The sequence below is a fragment of the Acinetobacter sp. A2 genome (genome assembly GCF_048537555.1).
In the GTDB taxonomy this organism is placed as follows: domain Bacteria; phylum Pseudomonadota; class Gammaproteobacteria; order Pseudomonadales; family Moraxellaceae; genus Acinetobacter.
This window is the reverse complement of record NZ_CP183239.1, coordinates 380,773-401,544: the sequence shown is the minus strand read 5'-3', so window position 1 is coordinate 401,544 and position 20,772 is coordinate 380,773. Positions and strand designations below refer to the sequence as shown.

Sequence of the window (20,772 nt, the reverse complement as noted above, 5' to 3'; positions counted from 1 at the left end):
AGAATCTCGATTTATTCCGCAGCAAACGCAGCTGTTACTGAACCAAAGCCTTCAATTTCAACTTTGAATTCTTCACCTGGGTGCGCAACAACCATTGGGCCTAAAGCACCTGTTAAGATGATGTCGCCTTTTAACAATGGACGACCACGGCGTACCATTTCATCGGCCAACCACACTGCAGCATTGAGCGGGTTTGCCAAACATGCTTTACCCACGCCTTGAGAAACAACTTCTTCACCACGTGTCATGACCATTTTGCAGTTCACCAAGTCTAGATTTTCTAACTTGACGGGTTGTGAACCTAAAACAAACGCAGCTGAAGATGCGTTATCTGCCACGGTATCAATCAAACTGATTTTCCAGTTTTCAATACGGCTATCGACCACTTCAATGGCTGGCAAGGCATATTCAGTCGCGCTGATAATGTCTGCATAGGTGTGTTTTTCTTTGGTCAGGTCTTGGTTAATCACCAATGCAATTTCTGCTTCTACTTTAGGCTGAATCAGCAAACCGGCTGGAATTGCTTCACCATCGCCATAGGCCATATCGGCAAACAGCATGCCAAAGTCAGGCTGATCTACGCCCAGTTGTGCTTGAACCACTTTAGAGGTCAAACCAATTTTACGCCCCACCAAACGACGGCCTTCTTTTAAGGCACGTTCGGTATTCACTTCTTGAACGGCATAGGCAATATCTACGTCAGCACTTTCACCACCAAGCTCTGGGCGGATTGGCGCGATCGCAGTTTGAGAGAGTTCGGCAGTACGTAATGCTTGCGCAACTGATTCAACAACAGCAGAATTCGACATCAATGTTTCCTTAAACTGCAAAAATTGGGCTTATACCCCGAGGTGTTGGAAAGGTGATAAAAGAAGAAAAGGCACCATGACCCTGATCTTGACCGTCAGCGTGATAAGCTGTCCATCTCAGAGGTATGTATAAACTGATTTAGCATCTGAAAAATGGCGTTTTTATGCCAATACTTATTTTCTTTTTTTCAATAGCTATTAGCTATTAGTCTGTTTTTATAAAAATCAATCAAAACAGCCGCCCGTGGGCTTTACTATTATTTCCCGAGTAGATGGCTCGACTATTTGTAGCAATCTTAAAATGTCTTAATCCTTACTTTAGACTAAAAGCTAAGCATTTCCTGTCAGCACAATATATTCAATAAAAAAGGGCAACTTGCTTGCTACCAAACTGCCCTTTTTGTTGTGCTGTAAATTAACCTGCCCGACGCAAACGGTACTGTTGCAATAAAAATGCATGTAAACTCGGTACATCATGCGCAATAGTCAAAGGCTGATAACGCTGCAACACCTCTACACTATGCACACCGTAGCTCACCCCCACACGTGGCATGGCAATATTCTGCGCCATTTCTAAATCATAAGAGGTATCGCCCACCATAACAGCCTGCTCAACCTGCACTTGGGTGCTGCTTAAAATTTCCTGCAACATTAGAGGGTCTGGTTTAGATTTAGTTTCACTGGCAGCGCGTGTTGCCACAAATAAATCCTGGCTTTTGGTTTGAGCCAATACACGGTCTAAACCTTTACGGCTTTTACCTGTTGCCACGGCCAGTTTCAAACCTAAACCAGACAATTCATCTAGCATTTCTGCCACACCATCAAACCAAACATCGGTTTTTGAGTGTTCCACATAGTGTTCTGAATAGCACTGCAAAATATCCTGATGCAGTTCAGGCACCTGCGGAAACAGGCGCTGCGCCACTTCTGGCAAGCCCAAACCAATAATACTTTTAGCAGCAGCATCGGTCAGTGGTTGCTGAAATTGTTGTGCTGCGAACTGCAAACTCGCCACAATTTGACCGACGGAATTAAATAGCGTGCCATCCCAATCAAAAATGATGAGTTCTACAGGTTTGTTCATATTAGGTTCCTAGATTTGATTCTGCTTTAAAATTCCCTCGCTTTACCTTAACTGAAAAGGATAAATGATCAAGAATCAGCACATATATCACAACAAATATTCGATAGCGAAACGGCGACATGAATGTCGCCGTTTCGCTGTGGCACAGGGATGTTCCATCAGCGAAACAAAAGATTTTTGTTACTTTTCATCTTTGAAAAGTAAGGCATAGCCTATACAACAAGAATTTAAATTAAAAACTATAAAATGTGGCTGTGAATTACCCCTGAAAGCCCAATCTCCGTCTTGAGAAACAATGTTCCTCATCTTTAAAAACAAGGGAACTGCTATCACACAATAGAGAATGACAAAAATTAAAACTCAGGTGGTGCTATCGGCTTATCCGCCTTTTGCGCTCTAAGCTGCGCCACCAGACTCTGCATATCTTCAGGTAAAGGAGCTTCAATCACAGGATAGCCCGGAATTTCCAAACGCATAGCATGTAAGCACAAACGACGTGGTGCAGGACCACGGTATTCAGTTTGATGTCCGTATTTATCATCACCCACCAAAGGATGCCCAATACTTAAACCATGCACACGAATTTGATGGGTACGCCCAGACAGTGGCGATGCATACACCAAACTGGCATGCATAAAACGCTCTGCGACCTTCCACAGGGTTTTGGATTCTTTACCCTCTTTAGATACACGTACTCGACGTTCACCATTGGCCAATTCATAACGATGCAATGGTGCATCAATCAATTGCTGATCTAAACTCACCTGCCCTTTGACAATGGCCGCATAAGTTTTTTGAATTTTATGTTCGCGCAATAAGTCCTGCAGCGTTTTTAAGGTGCTACGCTTTTTAGATACCATCACCAAACCTGAAGTATCACGGTCAATACGGTGAATCAGCTCCAAATATTTTTTACCTGTGGCAGCACGTAAACCCTCAATCAAACCATAAGCGACACCACTACCGCCATGCACTGCAATGCCCGAAGGCTTATTCACCACCATCAAGCCTTCATCTTCATAAATCACACGGCTTAATAAGCTTTGTGCGACCTTATCTGAAATAGGTGCAGCACTGTCGTCTTTTTGTTCATAGCGAATAGGCGCTACACGAATTTGATCGCCAATATTGAGTTTGGTTTCTGCTTTAATACGCTTTTTATTGACCCGTACCTGCCCTTCGCGAATCAAACGATAGATGCGACTTTTAGGCACCCCTTTTAAACGACTAAACAAAAAATTATCGATGCGTTGACCCGCTTGATGCTCATCCACTTCAAACCAAGTGACACTTTGCCATTGTTGGGTAGAATTCATACAGTTAAGTGACCTAATAAAATACTAAAATTGATTAAAAACTGATCATTTAGGCTATGCTTTACACAAGAAACATAAGCTTAGCCCATAGGCAGATGATGCAAGGTTTGATATAGTCAGCGCACGGAAACCATCGTTAGTGGGTTAAGGTTGAATCTATTCAGAATTTTCTGAAACAACACTCAACTGAATACCTCACCATATACGAGCAGGTCCCAAAAGAATTATGCCGACGCCGAAGGCTTATTATATCGGCAAAAAAGCAAACTGTTGCGTTTAATTGTACCTCAGGTACATAAATCAGTTTGTCTGAAAAAATATGTCGCCAACTTTGTTGGTTTTTAAACGTAAACTGATACACATCAGATTAGTCGCACCCTGAAGTCGCATTCAGGCTAAAGCGTTTGATGTATTGGATCTGCACAATTTGTAAAGATACGACGATAATTCCGTATCAAGACACTCTATCTATGTAAAGAAGAGCTGATCTTCGAGCAATGTGACAGTGAAAGTTACACACATCCAATACACCGCTCGTCCGCCAGTGAAGCGATCAGGTGACTTTATCCGTTTAAAGGTTAAAGCCGTATTGCCATCATCAATACGTGAATCATACACCGCAGCCAACCTAAATAAGGCCGGTAAAAAAAGCTCAGACCACAATAGGTTTTTTGAGATCTGAGCAGTTGATCCGTGATGCTTGATGTTCGCTACGTGTCTAGCGATTTTTTGCTGTGTATCACTATTAGGTGTTACACCCATGAAACGTATGTTGATTAATGCAACACATGCCGAAGAAATTCGCGTTGCACTTGTCACTGGTCAGCGTCTTTACGATTTTGATTTAGAAAATCGTACCCGTGAACAAAAAAAATCGAATATCTACAAAGGTCATGTGACCCGTGTAGAACCTTCTTTAGAAGCCGTATTTGTTGAATACGGTGCAGGTCGCCAAGGCTTCCTGTCTATGCGTGAAATCGCAAACTCTTACTACAAAGCCGATCCTCGCCAAACTTCAAATATCCGCGAACTGATTACTGAAGGTACTGAGCTTTTGGTTCAGGTAGAAAAAGAAGAACGTGGCAACAAAGGTGCTGCGCTATCCACCTTCATTTCTTTGGCAGGTCGTTATTTAGTACTTATGCCAAACAACCCGAAAGGTGGCGGTATCAGTCGTCAAATTTCGGGTTCAGTCCGTGAAGAACTGAAAGAGATGTTAGCTTCACTGAACATTCCTCGTGGCATGAGCGTGATTGTGCGTACTGCGGGTATTGGTCGTTCTCAAGAAGAATTGCAGCTTGACCTTCAACACTTAATGGACCTTTGGGCACAAATTCAAAGCACTGCAAGTTCAGGCCCATCACCAATGCTAGTACACCAAGAAGCAGGTGTCGTCACACGTGCCATTCGTGACTATTTGCGTGATGATGTTGCAGAAATTTTAATTGACTCAGAACAAGCCTATAACGAAGCTTATAACTTTGTGAAAGCGGTTATGCCACGTCAGTTAGACAAGCTAAAAACTTACACTTTAAATGAACCACTGTTTGCACATTTTGGTATTGAAAGCCAAATTCAAACTGCGTATGAGCGTGAAGTAAAACTGCCTTCAGGCGGTTCAATTGTCATTGACCAAACTGAAGCATTGGTTTCAATTGACATCAACTCAGCAAAATCGACCCGTGGTCAAGACGTTGAAGATACAGCGTTAAATACCAACCTTGAAGCTGCTGAAGAAATTGCACGCCAATTGCGTTTACGTGATATTGGTGGTTTGGTTGTTATCGATTTCATCGACATGACCAAAGACCGTAACCAACGCATGGTTGAAGCCAAACTCCGTGAAGCCACTCAAAGTGACCGCGCACGTATCCAGTTTGGTCAATTATCACGTTTTGGTTTAATGGAAATGAGCCGTCAGCGTTTACGTCCATCGCTTGAAGAAGCGACTGGTTACGTTTGCCCACGCTGTCACGGTACAGGTATGGTGCGTGACTTACGCTCTCTATCTCTTTCGATTATGCGTAAAGTGGAAGAAATTGCACTACGTGAACGTCATGGCGAAGTTCAGGTTGAAGTGCCTGTAGAAATTGCAGCCTTCTTACTGAATGAAAAACGTCATAGCTTGGTTTACCTTGAGCAAACCTCAAATGTACGTGTGACAGTTTTACCGCACCCACACTTAGAAACGCCGCATTACGAAATTTCGTATAACCCTGAAGGTTTTGCGCCAACGAGCTATGAGCGTACTGAAGCAACCCGTTCAAGTGAAAAAGAATTGGGATATGAGTCTTCTGAATGGCATTTGGAAGAAGCAGATCAATCGCACAGCCATAGCGCACCTGCAGCTGAAAAAACTACAGCGAAAAAACCACAAGCAGCACAGCAAAATAAAGCAGCTGCACAACAGTCTGCACCTGCGGCAGCAACTACAGCAGCCAGCCCATGTGCATGGTTAGAAAATCTGTTTGTGCAAAAACAAGCATCTACCATTGATCAAGCACGTACTGCCAACAACGCTGCAGCAGCCATTGAACAAATGGTAAATAATGGCGCAGTTAGCCGTGGTCAGTTTGGTCAAATTGCAACTGCAGCCGCAGCACCTGCTGCAAGCAGCCAAAATGTGTACCTTGCACCATCGACTGTGGCACAAAAAACTGAACGTGATGGCGCAGAAAAAGCTGCTGAACGTGAAGAAAAATCGGCGCCACGCCACAACAACAAAAAGCCACGTCACAACAATAATAAGCACAAAGAGCAACGCGAACAGCAAACTCAGCACGACAATCAACAACATCAAGTGCATGAAGAAGTAGTTCAGTTGTCACGTCAGGAGCAACGTCAGGAAGCGCGCGAAAACAAACGCAGCTCTCGTCGTCAGCACAACAATGACCAAGCGCAGCAGCAAGATGCTCAACACAACAATGAGCAACAACAAAATGCCGTGCCACGTCGTGACCGTCGTAACCAACCTCGTCCAGAACGCCCAAATCGCCAACGTGATGCCAGCGTATTGAACGAACAAGCAGCTGTCACAGCTGAAGTTGCCAACAACCAACCAAAAGTAGACTTAATTGATGCACCACGCCATGAGTTAAGCACTACAGCCATGGTGGTTAATGTTGATCAAGCACAAACTGAAATCGTGGCATTGAATGCAGCGCCTGCAACTGAACCTACTGTTGCAGCAGCTCCTGTTGCGGAAGCTGTAGCAGAGCAAGTTGAAGCTCCTGCGGCAACAGCGGTTGTGGAAGCAGCTGCTCCTGTAGCAGAAGCACAGCCACAACCAAGTGCACCAGCAAAACGTGCTAGCAACGACCCGCGTCAGCGTCGTCGTCAGCAACGTGAAGCGCAGGCTCAACAAGCAGCTGCACCGAAGTTGACACCATCTCAAGTACCAACTTTAGGGCAATACAACATTGGTAGCTTAATTCGCCATGTCTATGGTGAAGATTGCTCGGTATTAATTGAACAGTTTGGCTTAATTCCCACGTTCAACCGTGCCTTGCAAAAGTTCACTGACGAGTATGCTGCAAGCCTTGTTAGCACTGCGCCTATGGCAGAGAAAAAACCTGTCACTCGTGACGTAGAAGTTGCCAAAGCTGCTCCTGAAGCAGAACCTGCGCCTGTTTTAGATCTGACACCACCAAAACCTGTGTCAGACAAACGTGTGGCCAACGATCCTCGTGAGCGTCGTCGTTTAGCAAAACAGGCCGCAGAACAAGCGTTAGAGCAAGCTAAGCAGGCTCAAGTAGTTGAGAAAACTGAAGCAGAAGCTGAAACCACAGCTGCACCTGTAGCAGCAAATCCAGCAACCGAAGTTGAACAACCTGCTGTTGCTAATGCTGAAGCAGAAGCTGTTTCTACAGAAGTCAGTGTGACTCCAGAAGAACCACCTGCTGTAACAGCTCAAACTGAGCAAGTAGAACAACAGACTGCCTCTGCCGAAGCAGAAACTGCTGAAGCATCTACGCCAGTCGCTGCGGAACCAGTACAAGCAGAATTGGCTGTAGATGATCCAGCCGAAACAGCTGAGTCTGAGCAAGAAAAAGCAGACAAAGAAAAAGTGGTACGTCCGCGTCGTCCACGTGGTCGTCCACCAAAGAAAGCTACGCCGCCAACTGAGTCGTAATTCGCACTTTTGCAGCGGAATAAAAAAATCCAGTCATTTCGATGACTGGATTTTTTTTGTAACGTAAAACTTAGCGCATCGACCTGAATTTAAATCATGCGACAATTTAGATTTACTCCATGATTTTATAAAATCCAGTATAAAGCTGAAAAATTAGGTTGATTGCACTAGCCTTTAGGGATTAAAAAACAACAAGACTTGATGCTTTGCAACAGATGCAACGGATGACGACAAAAATAGGATTCTTATGAACCAAATGACACAAAGCGATTTAATTGGCTTAACGGATGTTGCGGCAAAAATTCCGCAGTTTATGACAAAAGTTCCCCACCTGATTACAGGTTTAAAGCAAGCCTATTTACGTACTCCTCGCACGCCTGCTGGCTTGGGTTTAGCATTTGAAAAGGCTGTCCATCGCAATCCACAGGGCTGCGCCCTCATGTTTGAAGATCAGCAATACAGCTATTTACAGCTAAATGAATGGGCCAACCAAATTGCGCATTACTATTTAAGCATTGGCGCCCGTAAAGGCGATGTCATCGCCGTTATGCTGGAAAATCGACCTGAGTTAATTGCCAGTATCATTGGCTTGGCTAAAATTGGCGTAACTGTTGCCCTCGTCAATACGGCACAAGTGGCTAAAGTCTTGGCTCATAGCATTAATTTAGTTAAACCCATTGCAGTGATTGTGGGCGAAGAATGCCGCCAAGCGGTTGCCGATATCCGTACTGAATTACAACTGCCAGACAATCGTCTGTATTGGTTTGCAGACCAAAATACACACTTGGATGCAGGTACTGCTCCTGAAGGATTTAGTAACCTCTCCCTCTGTTTAGCTACACAACCTGCTTTCAACCCTGCGACCACGCAGTCTGTACAGGGCAAAGATGGGCTGTTCTATATTTATACTTCAGGCACAACAGGTCTGCCTAAAGCCGTTATTTTCACCAATAGTCGCTGGACACTGGCCTACGGCACCTATGGGCACGTATTAGGCTTAAACCAAAACGATGTCATGTATTGCACCCTACCGTTGTACCATGCGACAGGCATTGTGGTGTGCTGGTGTGGCGTGATTGCAAGCAGTGCTACTTTTGCCATTAGACGTAAATATTCCACCTCTTGTTTCTGGCAAGATGTGCATAAATTCAATGCTTCAGCCATTGGTTATGTAGGGGAACTATGCCGCTATTTAATGGATGCACCTGCCTCAGACTTAGAGCGTGGACACCGTGTCACAAAAATGATTGGCAATGGCATGCGCCCAAACATCTGGAGCAAATTCAAAACCCGCTTTGGTGTTCAGGAAATTCTAGAACTGTATGCGTCTAGCGAAGGCAACGTCGGGTTCAGTAATGTCTTTAACTTTGACAATACCGTTGGTTTTTCGCCTACACCTTATGCCGTCATTCAATTTGATAAAGAAAAAAATGAGCCTGTACGTGATGCCAAAGGCAAATGCATAAAAGTTAAAAAAGGTGAAGTCGGTCTGCTCATTGGAAAAATTACCCGCCGCTCACCCTTCGACGGCTATACCGACCCTGAGAAAAATAAAGCCGTGATTTTGCAAAACGTCTTTAAATCAGGCGATGCCTACTTCAACACAGGTGATTTAGTCCGAGACATCGGTTTCCGACATGCCCAGTTTGTTGACCGCTTAGGCGATACCTTCCGCTGGAAAGGTGAAAACGTATCTACCACCGAAGTAGAAAATATCCTCAGTGACTACAGCAAAATTGCTGAAGCCGTGGTGTATGGTGTCGAAATTCCTCATACCAATGGACGTGCGGGTATGGCGGCAATTACTTTGGCAGATGGCTGTCAGCTCGATGATCAGGACTTAAGCCAAATGCTGCTACAGTTTAAACAGAACTTACCCGCCTATGCTGTACCTGTATTTTTGCGTCTGCAAAAGCAAGTGCAAACCACTGGCACATTTAAGTATCAGAAAAACACCCTGAAAACCCAAGGGTTTGATTTAAAACAGTGTGATGAAAAAATTCTGGTGTTATTGCCAAGTCAAACTGCATATTGCGAACTGACCCCAGAAATTTACGACAATATTCAAGCCTATCAATATCGCTTCTAAGCCAATTGGTTGCCTATTTTTTGATTAGATACGACAAATTTGTTGCATTTATAATCAAACATAGGCAACTTTTTTATTTTTTGCTTGCGCTCGCTTCATATCTTGCTACAATACGCTCCATCAAACGAAGTGGTGCTTAAAACCCTCTGGTTTTTCTTGCACTTCACAATCAAGCCTGCTTGGTTGCTGGTTCAGGGTCGTTAGCTCAGTCGGTAGAGCAGCGGACTTTTAATCCGTTGGTCCCGCGTTCGAATCGCGGACGACCCACCATTTCCTTGATCAACCTTAGATGGGTCGTTAGCTCAGTCGGTAGAGCAGCGGACTTTTAATCCGTTGGTCCCGCGTTCGAATCGCGGACGACCCACCATTTTCTAAAAGGTTGATATCATTAAAAATGATCATCTTCATTTTTACTCCTCTGGGTCGTTAGCTCAGTCGGTAGAGCAGCGGACTTTTAATCCGTTGGTCCCGCGTTCGAATCGCGGACGACCCACCATTCATTTTCAAATACCTCTTCAAATATTCAATTCAAAAAAGACATTTGTTCTTTTCTAGCTTTCACACGCCCATAAAAAAACCACAAGCCCAAACAACTCATGGTTTATTCATCGACTCAAATAATGCAGTCCGTTAAATCATCGTATCGCTAATTCTTAGCTTGATTTAATTAAGTGATAGTTCTGCGAAGGCAATGGATGGGTTTTGAAGTATTCACGGTTATTTTCAGTCGCAATCGCAATTTTATTTCGATCCATGATTAAGTTATTTTCATGGTCAACATTGTAATAAAAATTCACCCCAGTGGAACGCGCCACCACAATCTGATGGTTTTGTTCATCATAAAACCAAAAGTCTTTGCGGTACTTCTTTTCAGTGTCGTAACTGATTTTTCCTGCATTCACAAAAATACGATGTGCTGTCCCATCGGGCAATAAAGTCAAAATATAATCTACCGTGCCCTGCTCACACATCACAAATTTATCTGTACAGCTAACTTGAATGGAATAGCGTCCTACATAGGTGTGATGTGCTTCAGGAATTATACGTGTCTCTGGTTGCTCACTCACTTGAATGGGCGCAGTTGCCTGCCCTGCCACCTCAGTCAACCGTTTGGTTTCTACAGGTTCTGAATAATTTTGCACAGCAGCTTGCTCAAGTTGTGATCCATCACATCCTAGTAATAGCATTCCGCTCAGCACAGAGACTACACACATATATGATTTAGCCAATGACACACATTCCCTTAAAAAATTGAAGCTTTTCGTCGTACTCAAATCAGCTGTAGGCAACGTTGAATATATGCCCAACTCATTCCTTGATGTTGAACTTTCATCTCAAACTGCTGCCGACTTCTAATTGAATATTTTAGGGGGATGCTGCTTTAATCAACACCTTAAGTTACATAACTTTACCAATTGCTTTTGGCTAGATACTTTAAAAATTCAACAACAACACCATTTTTATATTAAGCATTCGTGATTCAAGAACAACCTCATTAGTGGATGTTGATTTTTACGAATGTGTTTTCTATTTCATTGATCTCTCAAGGAGAACTGAATGGCCAATGTTGGTTTATATCGCTCAAACCGCTCAAATATGATTGCTGGGGTCATGGGTGGTATTGCTGAACGTTTTGGTTGGAATGCGAACTTATTGCGTTTAATTTTCGTGATCGTGTCAGTAATGAGTGCTGCCTTTCCAGGCATCTTGGTGTATTTGGTATTGTGGTTGGTAATGCCAAAACAGAATCTGTCCAATATGCAAAATCCAACTCAAGGCTATTCAAGACCTGTGCGTACCGTTCATTCAGATCAAGACCGATAAACGGTCTTGAAATTTTACTGACTGACCGCATTTATATCATCAGATTTAAATACATTGAATTTCTTTTTCGCTACGATTGCTCCCCCAAGCATCGTAGCTTTTTTTTGCCTATTGTTTTCACAACAATGTTTTCACAACAAAACTTTTTCTAGCTTGTAGCAAAGGCATGGGTTTGAGTATGAATCGAAACTACTTTTCTACAAGCTGCTGATTCAATACTGCAATCATATCAGCACGGCTAATCATGCCCACTAAACGCTGTTGCTCGACCACAGGAATATAATTAAAAGAACGCTCAACAAAATAAGGCACCAAATCCTGAATACTTTGTTGCGGTTGTACCGTAACGACCTGTCGCAACATAATATGTTTAACTTGATGCTGCCAACGATAAGGCAAATCAGTCACGTGTTTAAACCATTCCACCACTTCATACAATGCTAAAGTTCCGACCAAATGCTGCGCATCATCCACCACAGGCAGGCTCATTAAATTCATCTGTTTAAATTTTTCCAATGCGCTGTGAATATCTTCATCTTGATGCAAAGTCAGTACATCTTTACTCATAATATCGGCACAAGTCAGTGCTTGAGTTTGTCGCTCACTGGCTTTGGACTGCGCCTCTAAAATAATTTTTTGCAGATCATATTCACTAATATCCAAAAGCTGAGTTTGTTCATCTAAAACATCCTGAATATCTTGCGGCTGAATGGTGGCTTTTTGAGTCGGTGTCGGGTCTTGAGAACGTGTATTCAATTGTGGTTTTTGTGGGTACGGTTTACCAATCATGCGGTTAAATGCAATTGCAATGAGCATCAACAGTACAGAATTGAGTAAAACAGGATAAAAAACAAAATGATAACCCAATTCACGTACAGCCTCTCCGCCCAGTACTGCAGTAATTGCGACTGCCCCGCTTGGCGGATGTAAAGAATCTGTGGTCATCATTAAAAAGATAGACAATGCCACAGCCACGCTAAAAGCTTCGGTTAAATTGGGTAGATATAAAGCACAACTGACCCCTAACACGGCCGCAATACTGTTCCCCACCACAATATTCCACGGTTGCGCCAAAGGACTTGCAGGCACAGCGAAAAGCAAGACTGAAGACGCTCCCATCGGTGCGATATACCATGCATTAATATCGCCCAATACCCACCAACTGATCAGTGAAGATAGTGCCAAACCCAGCAACGCCCCCAACCCACACAGCAACCTTTCTTTCAAAGGCAAAACTTTGAAATTTGGTTTAAGTGTATTTAGCCAGTTTAGTTGTGAATGAAACACGGGGATAATCCTGTGGCGAACATTTACCAAGATTATAAGACAATCACGCAATAAGGTGTATTTGTTTTACATCTTTCATTTATCAGTGAATTTGTAAAACCGACTCAGACCACATGCTTTTATGCTTTAACCTTTGCCAGCACCCCGCAAAATCCTTATAATTGAGCACAATTTTTCTCTAATTTTAAGTGGATGACCATGAGTCGCGCCATATCGCATATTGATACCTTTCAAGGCTTAATTCTTGCCTTACAAAACTACTGGGCGGAGCAAGGCTGCGTCGTTTTACAACCTTACGATATGGAAATGGGTGCAGGGACATTCCACACCGCAACCTTCCTACGTGCTTTAGGGCCTGAAACCTGGAATGCAGCATACGTGCAACCGTCACGTCGTCCTAAAGATGGTCGTTATGGTGAAAACCCGAACCGCTTGCAACACTACTATCAATTCCAAGTGGTGCTCAAACCAAACCCAGACAACATCCAACAGTTATATTTGGATTCTTTAAAAGCGATTGGGATTGACCCATTGGTGCATGACATCCGCTTTGTAGAAGATAACTGGGAATCTCCAACATTGGGTGCCTGGGGCTTGGGCTGGGAAGTTTGGTTAAACGGCATGGAAGTGACTCAGTTTACCTACTTCCAACAAGTCGGTGGTGTTGAATGCTACCCAGTAACGGGTGAAATCACTTACGGTCTTGAGCGTTTGGCAATGTACCTACAAGGTGTAGATTCGGTTTATGACTTGGTTTGGACCAAAGGCCAATTTGGTACAGTCACTTATGGCGATGTGTTCCATCAAAACGAAGTTGAACAATCGACCTATAACTTTGAATATGCGCCTGTTGATAAAATGTTTGAACTGTTTGACTTCTATGAAGTAGAAGCGAGCCGTTTAATTGCCGCAGAATTACCATTACCTGCGTATGAACAAGTGATTAAAGCATCTCACTGCTTTAACTTGCTCGATGCGCGTGGTGCAATTTCTGTGACTGAGCGTCAGCGTTATATTTTACGTGTACGCACCTTGGCACGTTCTATTGCTCAAAGTTATGTAGCCGCACGAGCAAAACTAGGTTTCCCAATGGCTGAACCGCATTTACGTGATGAAGTCTTGGCGCAGTTAAAAGCACAAGTTGAAGCGGAAGCTAAAGCGCAAAATACTGAGGAAAGCAAATAATGTCTAAACATACAGTTTTATTTGAACTCGGTTGCGAAGAACTCCCACCGAAAAGCTTAAAAACCTTACGCGATGCCTTACTAGCAGAAACTGAAAAAGGTTTAAAAGAAGCAGGCCTTGCGTTCGATTCGATCGAAGCTTATGCAGCGCCACGTCGCTTGGCACTTAAAATTGTCAATGTAGATGGTGCGCAAGCAGACACCCAAAAACGTTTTGACGGCCCAGCTGTGCAAGCTGCCTATGATGCCGAAGGCAAACCGACCAAAGCGCTTGAAGGCTTTATGCGTGGTCAAGGTATTACGGTTGATCAGGTCTCTACTTTCCAAGCGGGTAAAGTTGAAAAAGTCTGCTATTTAAAAGATGTGAAAGGTCAAAGCCTTGATGCATTATTGCCACAAATTCTACAAACTGCGTTGGACAACCTGCCAATCGCAAAACGTATGCGCTCTGCCGCAAGCCGTACTGAATTTGTGCGTCCTGTTAAATGGGTGGTGTTGCTTAAAGACAACACCGTGGTTGAAGCCACGATTCAAGATCATCAGGCAGCGAATGTAACCTATGGTCACCGCTTCCATGCCCCTGAAGCAATCACACTACAACACGCCAATGACTATTTAGATGCGTTACGTGCGGCCAAAGTCATTGCTTCTTTTGAAGAACGTCAGGCTATTATCGACCAGCAAGTAAAAGCGTTGGCAGATGAGGTCAATGCAATTGCGATTGTGCCTAGCGACTTACGTGATGAAGTGACTGCATTGGTAGAATGGCCTGTTGCACTACGTGCCAGCTTTGAAGAGCGTTTCCTAGCTGTACCACAAGAAGCCTTAATTACTACCATGCAGGACAACCAAAAGTATTTCTGTTTGGTCAATAGCGACAACAAATTACAGCCTTACTTTATTACGGTTTCCAATATTGAGTCGAAAGACCCGACTCAAATTATTGCAGGTAATGAAAAAGTGGTTCGTCCACGTTTGTCTGATGCTGAATTCTTCTTCTTGCAAGACCAAAAGCAACCGCTTGCATCACGCAAAGAAAAATTGGCCAACATGGTTTTCCAAGCGCAACTGGGCACACTTTGGAACAAGTCTGAGCGTATTGCCAAACTGGCTGTTGCTTTAGCGCCAATTACAGGTGCAAATCCGCAAGATGCTGAAAAAGCTGCTTTGCTTGCAAAATGTGACTTAACGTCTGAGCTTGTGGGTGAATTCCCAGAACTACAAGGGATTGCGGGAACTTATTACGCGCGTCTTGAAGGTGAAAATGACGAAGTTGCAGAAGCACTGGGTGAACAATATTTACCTAAATTCGCTGGCGATGTTCTTCCAAAAACCAAAACAGGCACAACCATTGCCCTTGCAGACCGTTTAGACACGCTCACAGGTATTTTTGGTATTGGTCAAGCACCTACAGGTTCTAAAGACCCATTTGCATTGCGTCGTTCTGCCATTGGCATTTTACGCCTTGTGACTGAAAACGGTTTAGATGTTTCAATTGAAGACTTAATCAAGCTAGCTTTGGCTGCTTATGGCGATGTATTGAAAGATCACGACAAGACTTTGGCAGATGCTGTTGCATTCCTTGAAGGTCGTTACCGTGCTAAATATGAAGACCAAGGCGTTGCGGTAGATGTGATTCAAGCTGTTCAAGCTTTATCACCAAAATCTCCACTTGATTTTGATAAGCGTGTAAATGCAGTCAATCACTTCCGTGCCTTGCCTGAAGCTGCTGCATTGGCGGCTGCAAACAAGCGTGTTGCCAATATTTTAGCAAAAGAAGCTACGCCTGAAGGTGCTGTGGTTGAAGCAAACTTAGTGGAAGATGCAGAAAAAGCATTATTCACTGAACTTGCGAAAATCACACCTGTAGTTGAGCCATTATTGGCAGCAAAAGATTACACCACTGCACTTTCTCAATTGGCAGCATTACGTGCGCCAGTAGATGCGTTCTTTGACAATGTGATGGTCATGGCGGATGATGCTGAACTCAAAGCCAACCGTTTACGCTTACTGGCACAGTTACGTGGCTTATTTACACGTGTTGCAGATGTAAGTGTGTTGCAGCACTAAAGTCTTAATTGCTTGTAAAATAAAAGAAACCCCGCTATTTTGATAGTGGGGTTTTTTACATATTGATGAAATGAAATTATCACAACCACAAAAAGTCGCGGAATTTTTAAAAGCACATCCAACTCAAAAATTCACTGCTCGAGAAATTGCTCTAGGGATAACAAAGCTTTATCCAAATGACTACCTAGAAAAAAGAAGCAATTCACGATTTTCGAATGAAGAAGATTTTTTAAATCAAGTTATTGCTGAAATAGGTGCACATAAAAAAGCAATCCTGAAAATCGAGCCAAAAATTCAAATGCAAGACAAGCCTAGACCGCGCTTGTATTGGTTTGAACAAAATAACATCCCCTTACCTGATTTAGATAATTCAGAAAATATTCCTCTCGATGATGAGCAAGAAGTAGTATCTACTCCAACGTATAAAGTACTCTCAGAACATGATTTATATCCTGTTCTCATCGAATATTTGTCTAAAGAGCTAAACCTCTATAGCCTGAGAATTGATGAAAAAAAGTCTTCAAATAATCGAGGACAAAATGGTAATCAATGGTTACACCCTGATATTGTTGCTATACAGCCTATTGATAAAAAGTGGCATGAACTAGTGAAGACCTGCGTTAAACATGGTTCAGGTCAGAATGTTCGGCTTTGGTCATTCGAGGTAAAAAAAGAACTAAATAACTCAAATATTAGAAGTAGCTTTTTCCAAGCAGTCAGTAATTCCAGTTGGGCAAATGAAGGCTACCTTGTGGCTACATCTATTTCAACAAGTGAAGTTGAGGAAGAACTACGCATGCTTTCTGCCTTGCATGGCATAGGTGTGATTTTACTAAACCCAGAAAATCCAACAGAAAGCGAAATACTATTACCCGCTCGACGACGTTCTGAAGTCGATTGGCAATCAATTAATAGAATATTGACTGAAAATTTGGATTTTAAGAATTTTATAGAATTAGTGTCGATTTACTATCAGACTGGACGTATCCGTTCACAAGATTGGAATCATTAATCGGTAGGCATTTTACTCTAGATTCCCTATACTCAACCTAACAACACTCAACAAGAAAACAAGCTTATGAAACTTAAAACACTCATCTTATCGGGTTTAACTTGCCTTTCTCTTAGTGCGTGTACTTCTGCACCTGTTATTCCGCAGCTTACTGCAGGTGTATTACAAGAAGTTCAAAATATCGAAGTTTACCCAGACACCGTAAACAACAGCGCAAAACTCACTAAATTTATTGATAAATGCGTTATTGAATTTACAGGTACACTCAAGGCAGGTCGCTCAATCGAGCAATGGGCATTTAAAGGCAACACTTTAATTTCAGCAGGTTCTGCAACTTTTGCCCAAGACGGCACCAGTACCGCACAGCACTTTGACTTGCACGATGCTACGGTACAAAAAAACTTCATTACCTTGCGCAGTCACTTTCATAAAGATGCACTTGCACAATGCAACTAATTTAAAACGAACCTGAATGTATCCTGATGTAGCAAGATTGTGTGACTTTTAACACAAACCCGCCATCTTCAGATATTTCAAATTAAGATAATCGTGCAGTGCAGTCCAATACTGCCCTGCTTTAAAACTCTCCAGAGTAACAAGACCCACAAATTATTGTGGGTCTTTCTATTTATGCTCTGCTTATGATCTGCATAAATTGTGCTTAGAAACACCACATGATTCAAACGCATGTTCAATCATCACTCTAAAGACAATTAAACTTGCGAGAAGCAAACAGTATTTGTCATGTATTCCTTATACAATCCTCAACAACATCACTACATAGCGCGTGAAGGTTGTAATTTTAAGATGGGTACTGCCAAGAATCCTCATCTACATTCAAGCTTTCAGTAGCCACCACACTGCGTATTTAAAGAGGCCAACACATGAATAAAATCAGTTTCGGTATTGCCATTGGATTATTGCTCAGCAGTGCTGCTGTATGTGCGCAAAACAGTTCTGAACCTACACAAGACAATCAAAGCCACAAACCGATTCGCCCTTATGCAGACAATCCAAATTTATTACACGTCTGGGCTTATAAAACTCAGGAAGGTGTGATTCAGGCTGCACAAAAAGTGGGTGAAGTCACAGAAAAAGGCATTGAGAAAATTCGTCCATCGGCACATCAGGCTTTAGACAATGCCAAAACTTTGGGCAGTCAGGGTGCAGCGCAAGCCAAGCAAACAGGGCAGCAACTGGCGGGTCAGGTCAATAATAAAATTCAGGAAACCAAAGAAGTGATTACAGGGCAAAGTGATCAAGCCGTGCCGATCTATCAAGCGCCATTAAGTACACCATCACAAAATGTAACGCCTGCGCCAACCACTACAACGCCACAGACACAGGAAGCACAGACTCAGGCTGCCCAAAGTGACGAATCTGAAGAAGAAATTAAAGTGATTAAACTATAAAAATATTGGATTGATGATTTGCTTTAAAATTATAAAAAAGCCTGCAATTATTCTGCAGGCTTATTCATGTGAAAACGAATAGAGTTTTGTATTTGTCGGAACACATATAGGCTAAGCCCAAGTAATACCAACACAGCTAAAGCAAAGAATAAATAGGCTTTAGGCTCTGGCGCATCGACAAAAGCCGTTGCAGATACAATTAAACTGAACAATAAAACAAGCACAGCAGGCATTAACAACTTGGTCATACACACTACCCTTGGAATGATCAATAAAACAAGGTTTCAAGACCATCTTAGCCCAATGGCAAAACAATACAAGTGTCTAAAATTTAAACCATAGAAATTAAGGCTTTAAAACTTTGCAGACTACTGTTCAAGTTCTAGAGTAAATTTGGCAGTATCTGGTAAATCTTCTACAAAGTCGTTGCCGCCAAACTCATCGCTGCTCAGGTTTAAATCCTTATAACTCAAGACAAAATAGTCGCTATATTTTTTCAGTATTAAGGGATGCATGCCTGCCGCAAGCGCATCTTGCTCTTTGCATAATTTCATGACATGACGATCATTCATACTAATTAAGTAGCGCTCATCGTTTAGATAAATTTGTACCAAGCCACTGCCTTTGGCATAAATCGGAATCAAAAATTTATGGTTTAAGGCAATTGCATTTGCTGCATAGCTCTCAATTTTTTGGCTGATGATGTTAAACACCAAACCATGACCAAAATGATCGAGCAATACATTCCGATTTTCATACGGTAACTGGATTTGCAGACCCAATTTGTTTAGGTCGTGCTGATCGACCTGTTTATTGCTCAATAAAGAACGAATCAGGTTTTGTTTCAGCTTGGCATCAAAGAAATTACTGTCTAGCTGTAAATTGTTGTATTTTAAAATACGACCTAAAGACCAACGGTGATTCGGTAAGACATTTTCAATCACTTTACGATAGTAAAACTTACTGTTCTTTTTCACCTTGCGAATTTTTTGGTAAAAAAACGGCGCATCAAAAGGATGGGTCAAAAAGTCATTTAATAATTCTGAGTTAGCCAAAATCGCAATCGCATCATGCCCTGTAAATGGCAAATGCAAGGTATGTAAATGCGGAATTAATGGCTGTATTTTTAAATAATGCCCACGATCTTCTGGATAGTATTGGTCATAAACCACAATATATTCACGCTGTGCCGATACATCCTGCGCTTGAATACGCATATTGGCATTCACATCGGCATGGTAAAACATATTGTAGCGTGCGTCGTGAATATCTTCAGGGTCAATCGAGTACTGCGGCACCAAAGCCACAATGCGGTTTAAATCCAGTAAATTAGAATACTTAATTGCCGCATAGCCTCCCATAGAGCCGCCATAGCCGACACGGACTTTAAACGGGGCAATGAGCTCTTGAATGGTTGCCAACATGGCACGCATAGATGCTTCAGGAAACCATGATTTTTCCTTTGGCATCACCCCAATCACATTAAAATGAAACTTTTCCAGTGATTTTTCGGCGTTAATAGACGTTCCTTTGGCACGAGTGATTAAATCGCCAAAAGAAAAAATCAGCTCCTGAGATGAGCCTTTCATGAAAATAGCGCGGATATGTCCGTCTTCAAAAATTATGTGTTTGTCCATTCCCACACCGGCGCCAAGGCGCTGAATTAAACCGTTACTTTAAACTTGAATACACTGTACGCAAGTTCAAAAGTGAATATGTTATTTTATAGATGCACAGCAGATTAAAAATCGCAAAATATGACACAATCTCTACATCCTGCCGCACAACAAGGCTTTGCTTTAGGGGCAAACCTATATCAACAAGTTCGCCCCAGTTACCCGCAAGAAGTCGATGTTTTCCTGCAAGATCAGCTCCAAGTTCCACTGAATAGCCATATTGTAGACTTGGGTTCTGGCACAGGAAAGTTCCTGCCGCATTTGCTCAAACTAACAACGCAGCTTACAGCAGTTGAACCCATTGCTAGCATGTTAACTGAATTACGCCAACTTTACCCACAAGTTGCAACCGTTCAGGCACGAAGTGAGCAATTGCCCTTGCCTGCCCAATGTGCTGATTTAGTCAGCTGCGCACAATCTTTTCATTGGTTTGCCAATCTACAAAGTTTAAAGGAAATTCATCGTATCTTAAAACCTCAAGCTCACTTGTTACTCATCTGGAATCAGCGTGATATTTCAGTGAATTGGGTCAATGTCCTCGCAGAAATGATTCTCCCTTTTGAGGGCGATACACCACGCTTTCACAATCAAGACTGGCGTCAGGTATTTGCAGATACAGATTTATTCCAACTTCGCCACGAACAGCAATTTCACCACAGGCATGTTGGCACAGTCGAGCAAGTGGTTTCCAAGCGTCTGCTTTCGACCAGTTTTATCGCTGCAATGCCTGCCGCTCAGCAACAACAACTCAAAACACAATTTGAACAATTGGTACTGGAATACACCGGACTACATGCGCAAGATACAATTGAATTTCCTTATTGTACCCATGTGTTTATCTATCAAAAAAATGGGTAAAACCAAGCCATAAAAATCA

General features: G+C 42.7%; 16 protein-coding genes and 3 tRNA genes. 12 read left to right on the top strand and 7 right to left on the bottom strand.

The genetic code is table 11. From position 1 onward, the window contains the following. Positions 1-11 precede the first annotated feature (11 nt). From ACNS8M_RS01790 to ACNS8M_RS01780, 3 genes are all read right to left on the bottom strand, one after another. A complete protein-coding gene (locus ACNS8M_RS01790; RefSeq protein WP_168417527.1) occupies positions 12-809 on the bottom strand; it encodes a 2-keto-4-pentenoate hydratase in 798 nt (265 codons plus the stop codon). A 415-nt stretch (positions 810-1,224) separates the two neighbouring features. Next, on the bottom strand, positions 1,225-1,893 hold the full coding sequence (locus ACNS8M_RS01785; RefSeq protein ID WP_168525247.1) for an HAD-IA family hydrolase: 669 nt from the start codon (positions 1,891-1,893) through the stop codon (positions 1,225-1,227). A 353-nt stretch (positions 1,894-2,246) separates the two neighbouring features. Continuing rightward, complete coding sequence (locus ACNS8M_RS01780) at positions 2,247-3,209, bottom strand: RluA family pseudouridine synthase (protein WP_419225056.1); 963 nt, start codon at positions 3,207-3,209, stop codon at positions 2,247-2,249. Positions 3,210-3,969: 760 nt separating this feature from the next. On the opposite strand from ACNS8M_RS01780, the gene ACNS8M_RS01775 reads away from it, so the two are divergent. The 5 genes from ACNS8M_RS01775 to ACNS8M_RS01755 all read left to right on the top strand — a co-directional run bounded on the left by ACNS8M_RS01775 (position 3,970) and on the right by ACNS8M_RS01755 (position 9,926). Then, positions 3,970-7,341, top strand: a complete 3,372-nt coding sequence (locus ACNS8M_RS01775) for an Rne/Rng family ribonuclease (RefSeq protein ID WP_419225055.1) — start codon at positions 3,970-3,972, stop codon at positions 7,339-7,341. Between the two features lie 247 nt (positions 7,342-7,588). Then, positions 7,589-9,430 carry a long-chain-acyl-CoA synthetase gene (locus ACNS8M_RS01770; protein ID WP_419225054.1) on the top strand — a complete coding sequence of 614 codons (1,842 nt, stop codon included), beginning with the start codon at positions 7,589-7,591 and terminating at the stop codon, positions 9,428-9,430. A gap of 194 nt (positions 9,431-9,624) precedes the next feature. Further along, a tRNA-Lys gene (locus tag ACNS8M_RS01765) sits at positions 9,625-9,700 on the top strand. Positions 9,701-9,721: 21 nt separating this feature from the next. Continuing rightward, positions 9,722-9,797, top strand: a tRNA-Lys gene (locus tag ACNS8M_RS01760). Between the two features lie 53 nt (positions 9,798-9,850). Next, positions 9,851-9,926: transfer RNA gene (locus ACNS8M_RS01755), tRNA-Lys, on the top strand. A gap of 157 nt (positions 9,927-10,083) precedes the next feature. Here ACNS8M_RS01755 and ACNS8M_RS01750 read toward each other — a convergent pair. Continuing rightward, positions 10,084-10,617 (bottom strand): hypothetical protein, encoded by a 534-nt coding sequence (locus ACNS8M_RS01750; RefSeq protein WP_419225053.1) that lies wholly within the window; start codon positions 10,615-10,617, stop codon positions 10,084-10,086. Positions 10,618-10,987: 370 nt separating this feature from the next. On the opposite strand from ACNS8M_RS01750, the gene ACNS8M_RS01745 reads away from it, so the two are divergent. Further along, the gene (locus tag ACNS8M_RS01745; protein ID WP_168460367.1) at positions 10,988-11,254 is read left to right on the top strand and encodes a PspC domain-containing protein; all 267 of its coding nucleotides are present in this window, start codon (positions 10,988-10,990) and stop codon (positions 11,252-11,254) included. A 189-nt stretch (positions 11,255-11,443) separates the two neighbouring features. On the opposite strand, the gene ACNS8M_RS01740 is transcribed toward ACNS8M_RS01745, so the two are convergent. Further along, positions 11,444-12,541 carry an HPP family protein gene (locus ACNS8M_RS01740; RefSeq protein ID WP_419225052.1) on the bottom strand — a complete coding sequence of 366 codons (1,098 nt, stop codon included), beginning with the start codon at positions 12,539-12,541 and terminating at the stop codon, positions 11,444-11,446. Between the two features lie 198 nt (positions 12,542-12,739). Between ACNS8M_RS01740 and glyQ the strand changes: the two genes are divergently transcribed. From glyQ to ACNS8M_RS01715, 5 genes are all read left to right on the top strand, one after another. Beyond that, the gene (gene glyQ / locus ACNS8M_RS01735; protein WP_019836027.1) at positions 12,740-13,726 is read left to right on the top strand and encodes a glycine--tRNA ligase subunit alpha; all 987 of its coding nucleotides are present in this window, start codon (positions 12,740-12,742) and stop codon (positions 13,724-13,726) included. Then, the gene (glyS, locus tag ACNS8M_RS01730) at positions 13,726-15,795 is read left to right on the top strand and encodes a glycine--tRNA ligase subunit beta (RefSeq protein WP_419225051.1); all 2,070 of its coding nucleotides are present in this window, start codon (positions 13,726-13,728) and stop codon (positions 15,793-15,795) included. Before glyQ ends, glyS begins: the two co-directional genes overlap by 1 nt. Before the next feature lie 70 nt (positions 15,796-15,865). Next, positions 15,866-16,807: a COG2958 family protein gene (locus tag ACNS8M_RS01725; protein ID WP_419225050.1), complete on the top strand. Its 942-nt coding sequence runs from the start codon at positions 15,866-15,868 to the stop codon at positions 16,805-16,807. Positions 16,808-16,873: 66 nt separating this feature from the next. After that, positions 16,874-17,263, top strand: a complete 390-nt coding sequence (locus ACNS8M_RS01720; RefSeq protein ID WP_104852995.1) for a hypothetical protein — start codon at positions 16,874-16,876, stop codon at positions 17,261-17,263. Between the two features lie 428 nt (positions 17,264-17,691). Beyond that, on the top strand, positions 17,692-18,219 hold the full coding sequence (locus tag ACNS8M_RS01715) for a hypothetical protein (RefSeq protein WP_419225049.1): 528 nt from the start codon (positions 17,692-17,694) through the stop codon (positions 18,217-18,219). Positions 18,220-18,266: 47 nt separating this feature from the next. On the opposite strand, the gene ACNS8M_RS01710 is transcribed toward ACNS8M_RS01715, so the two are convergent. Next, positions 18,267-18,467 carry a hypothetical protein gene (locus ACNS8M_RS01710; protein WP_168460379.1) on the bottom strand — a complete coding sequence of 67 codons (201 nt, stop codon included), beginning with the start codon at positions 18,465-18,467 and terminating at the stop codon, positions 18,267-18,269. Between the two features lie 120 nt (positions 18,468-18,587). After that, on the bottom strand, positions 18,588-19,856 hold the full coding sequence (locus tag ACNS8M_RS01705) for a hypothetical protein (RefSeq protein WP_419225048.1): 1,269 nt from the start codon (positions 19,854-19,856) through the stop codon (positions 18,588-18,590). 120 nt (positions 19,857-19,976) lie between these two features. On the opposite strand from ACNS8M_RS01705, the gene ACNS8M_RS01700 reads away from it, so the two are divergent. Beyond that, entirely contained in the window at positions 19,977-20,753 is a 777-nt protein-coding gene (locus ACNS8M_RS01700; protein ID WP_419225046.1) for a class I SAM-dependent methyltransferase, read from the top strand. Positions 20,754-20,772: the final 19 nt, after the last annotated feature.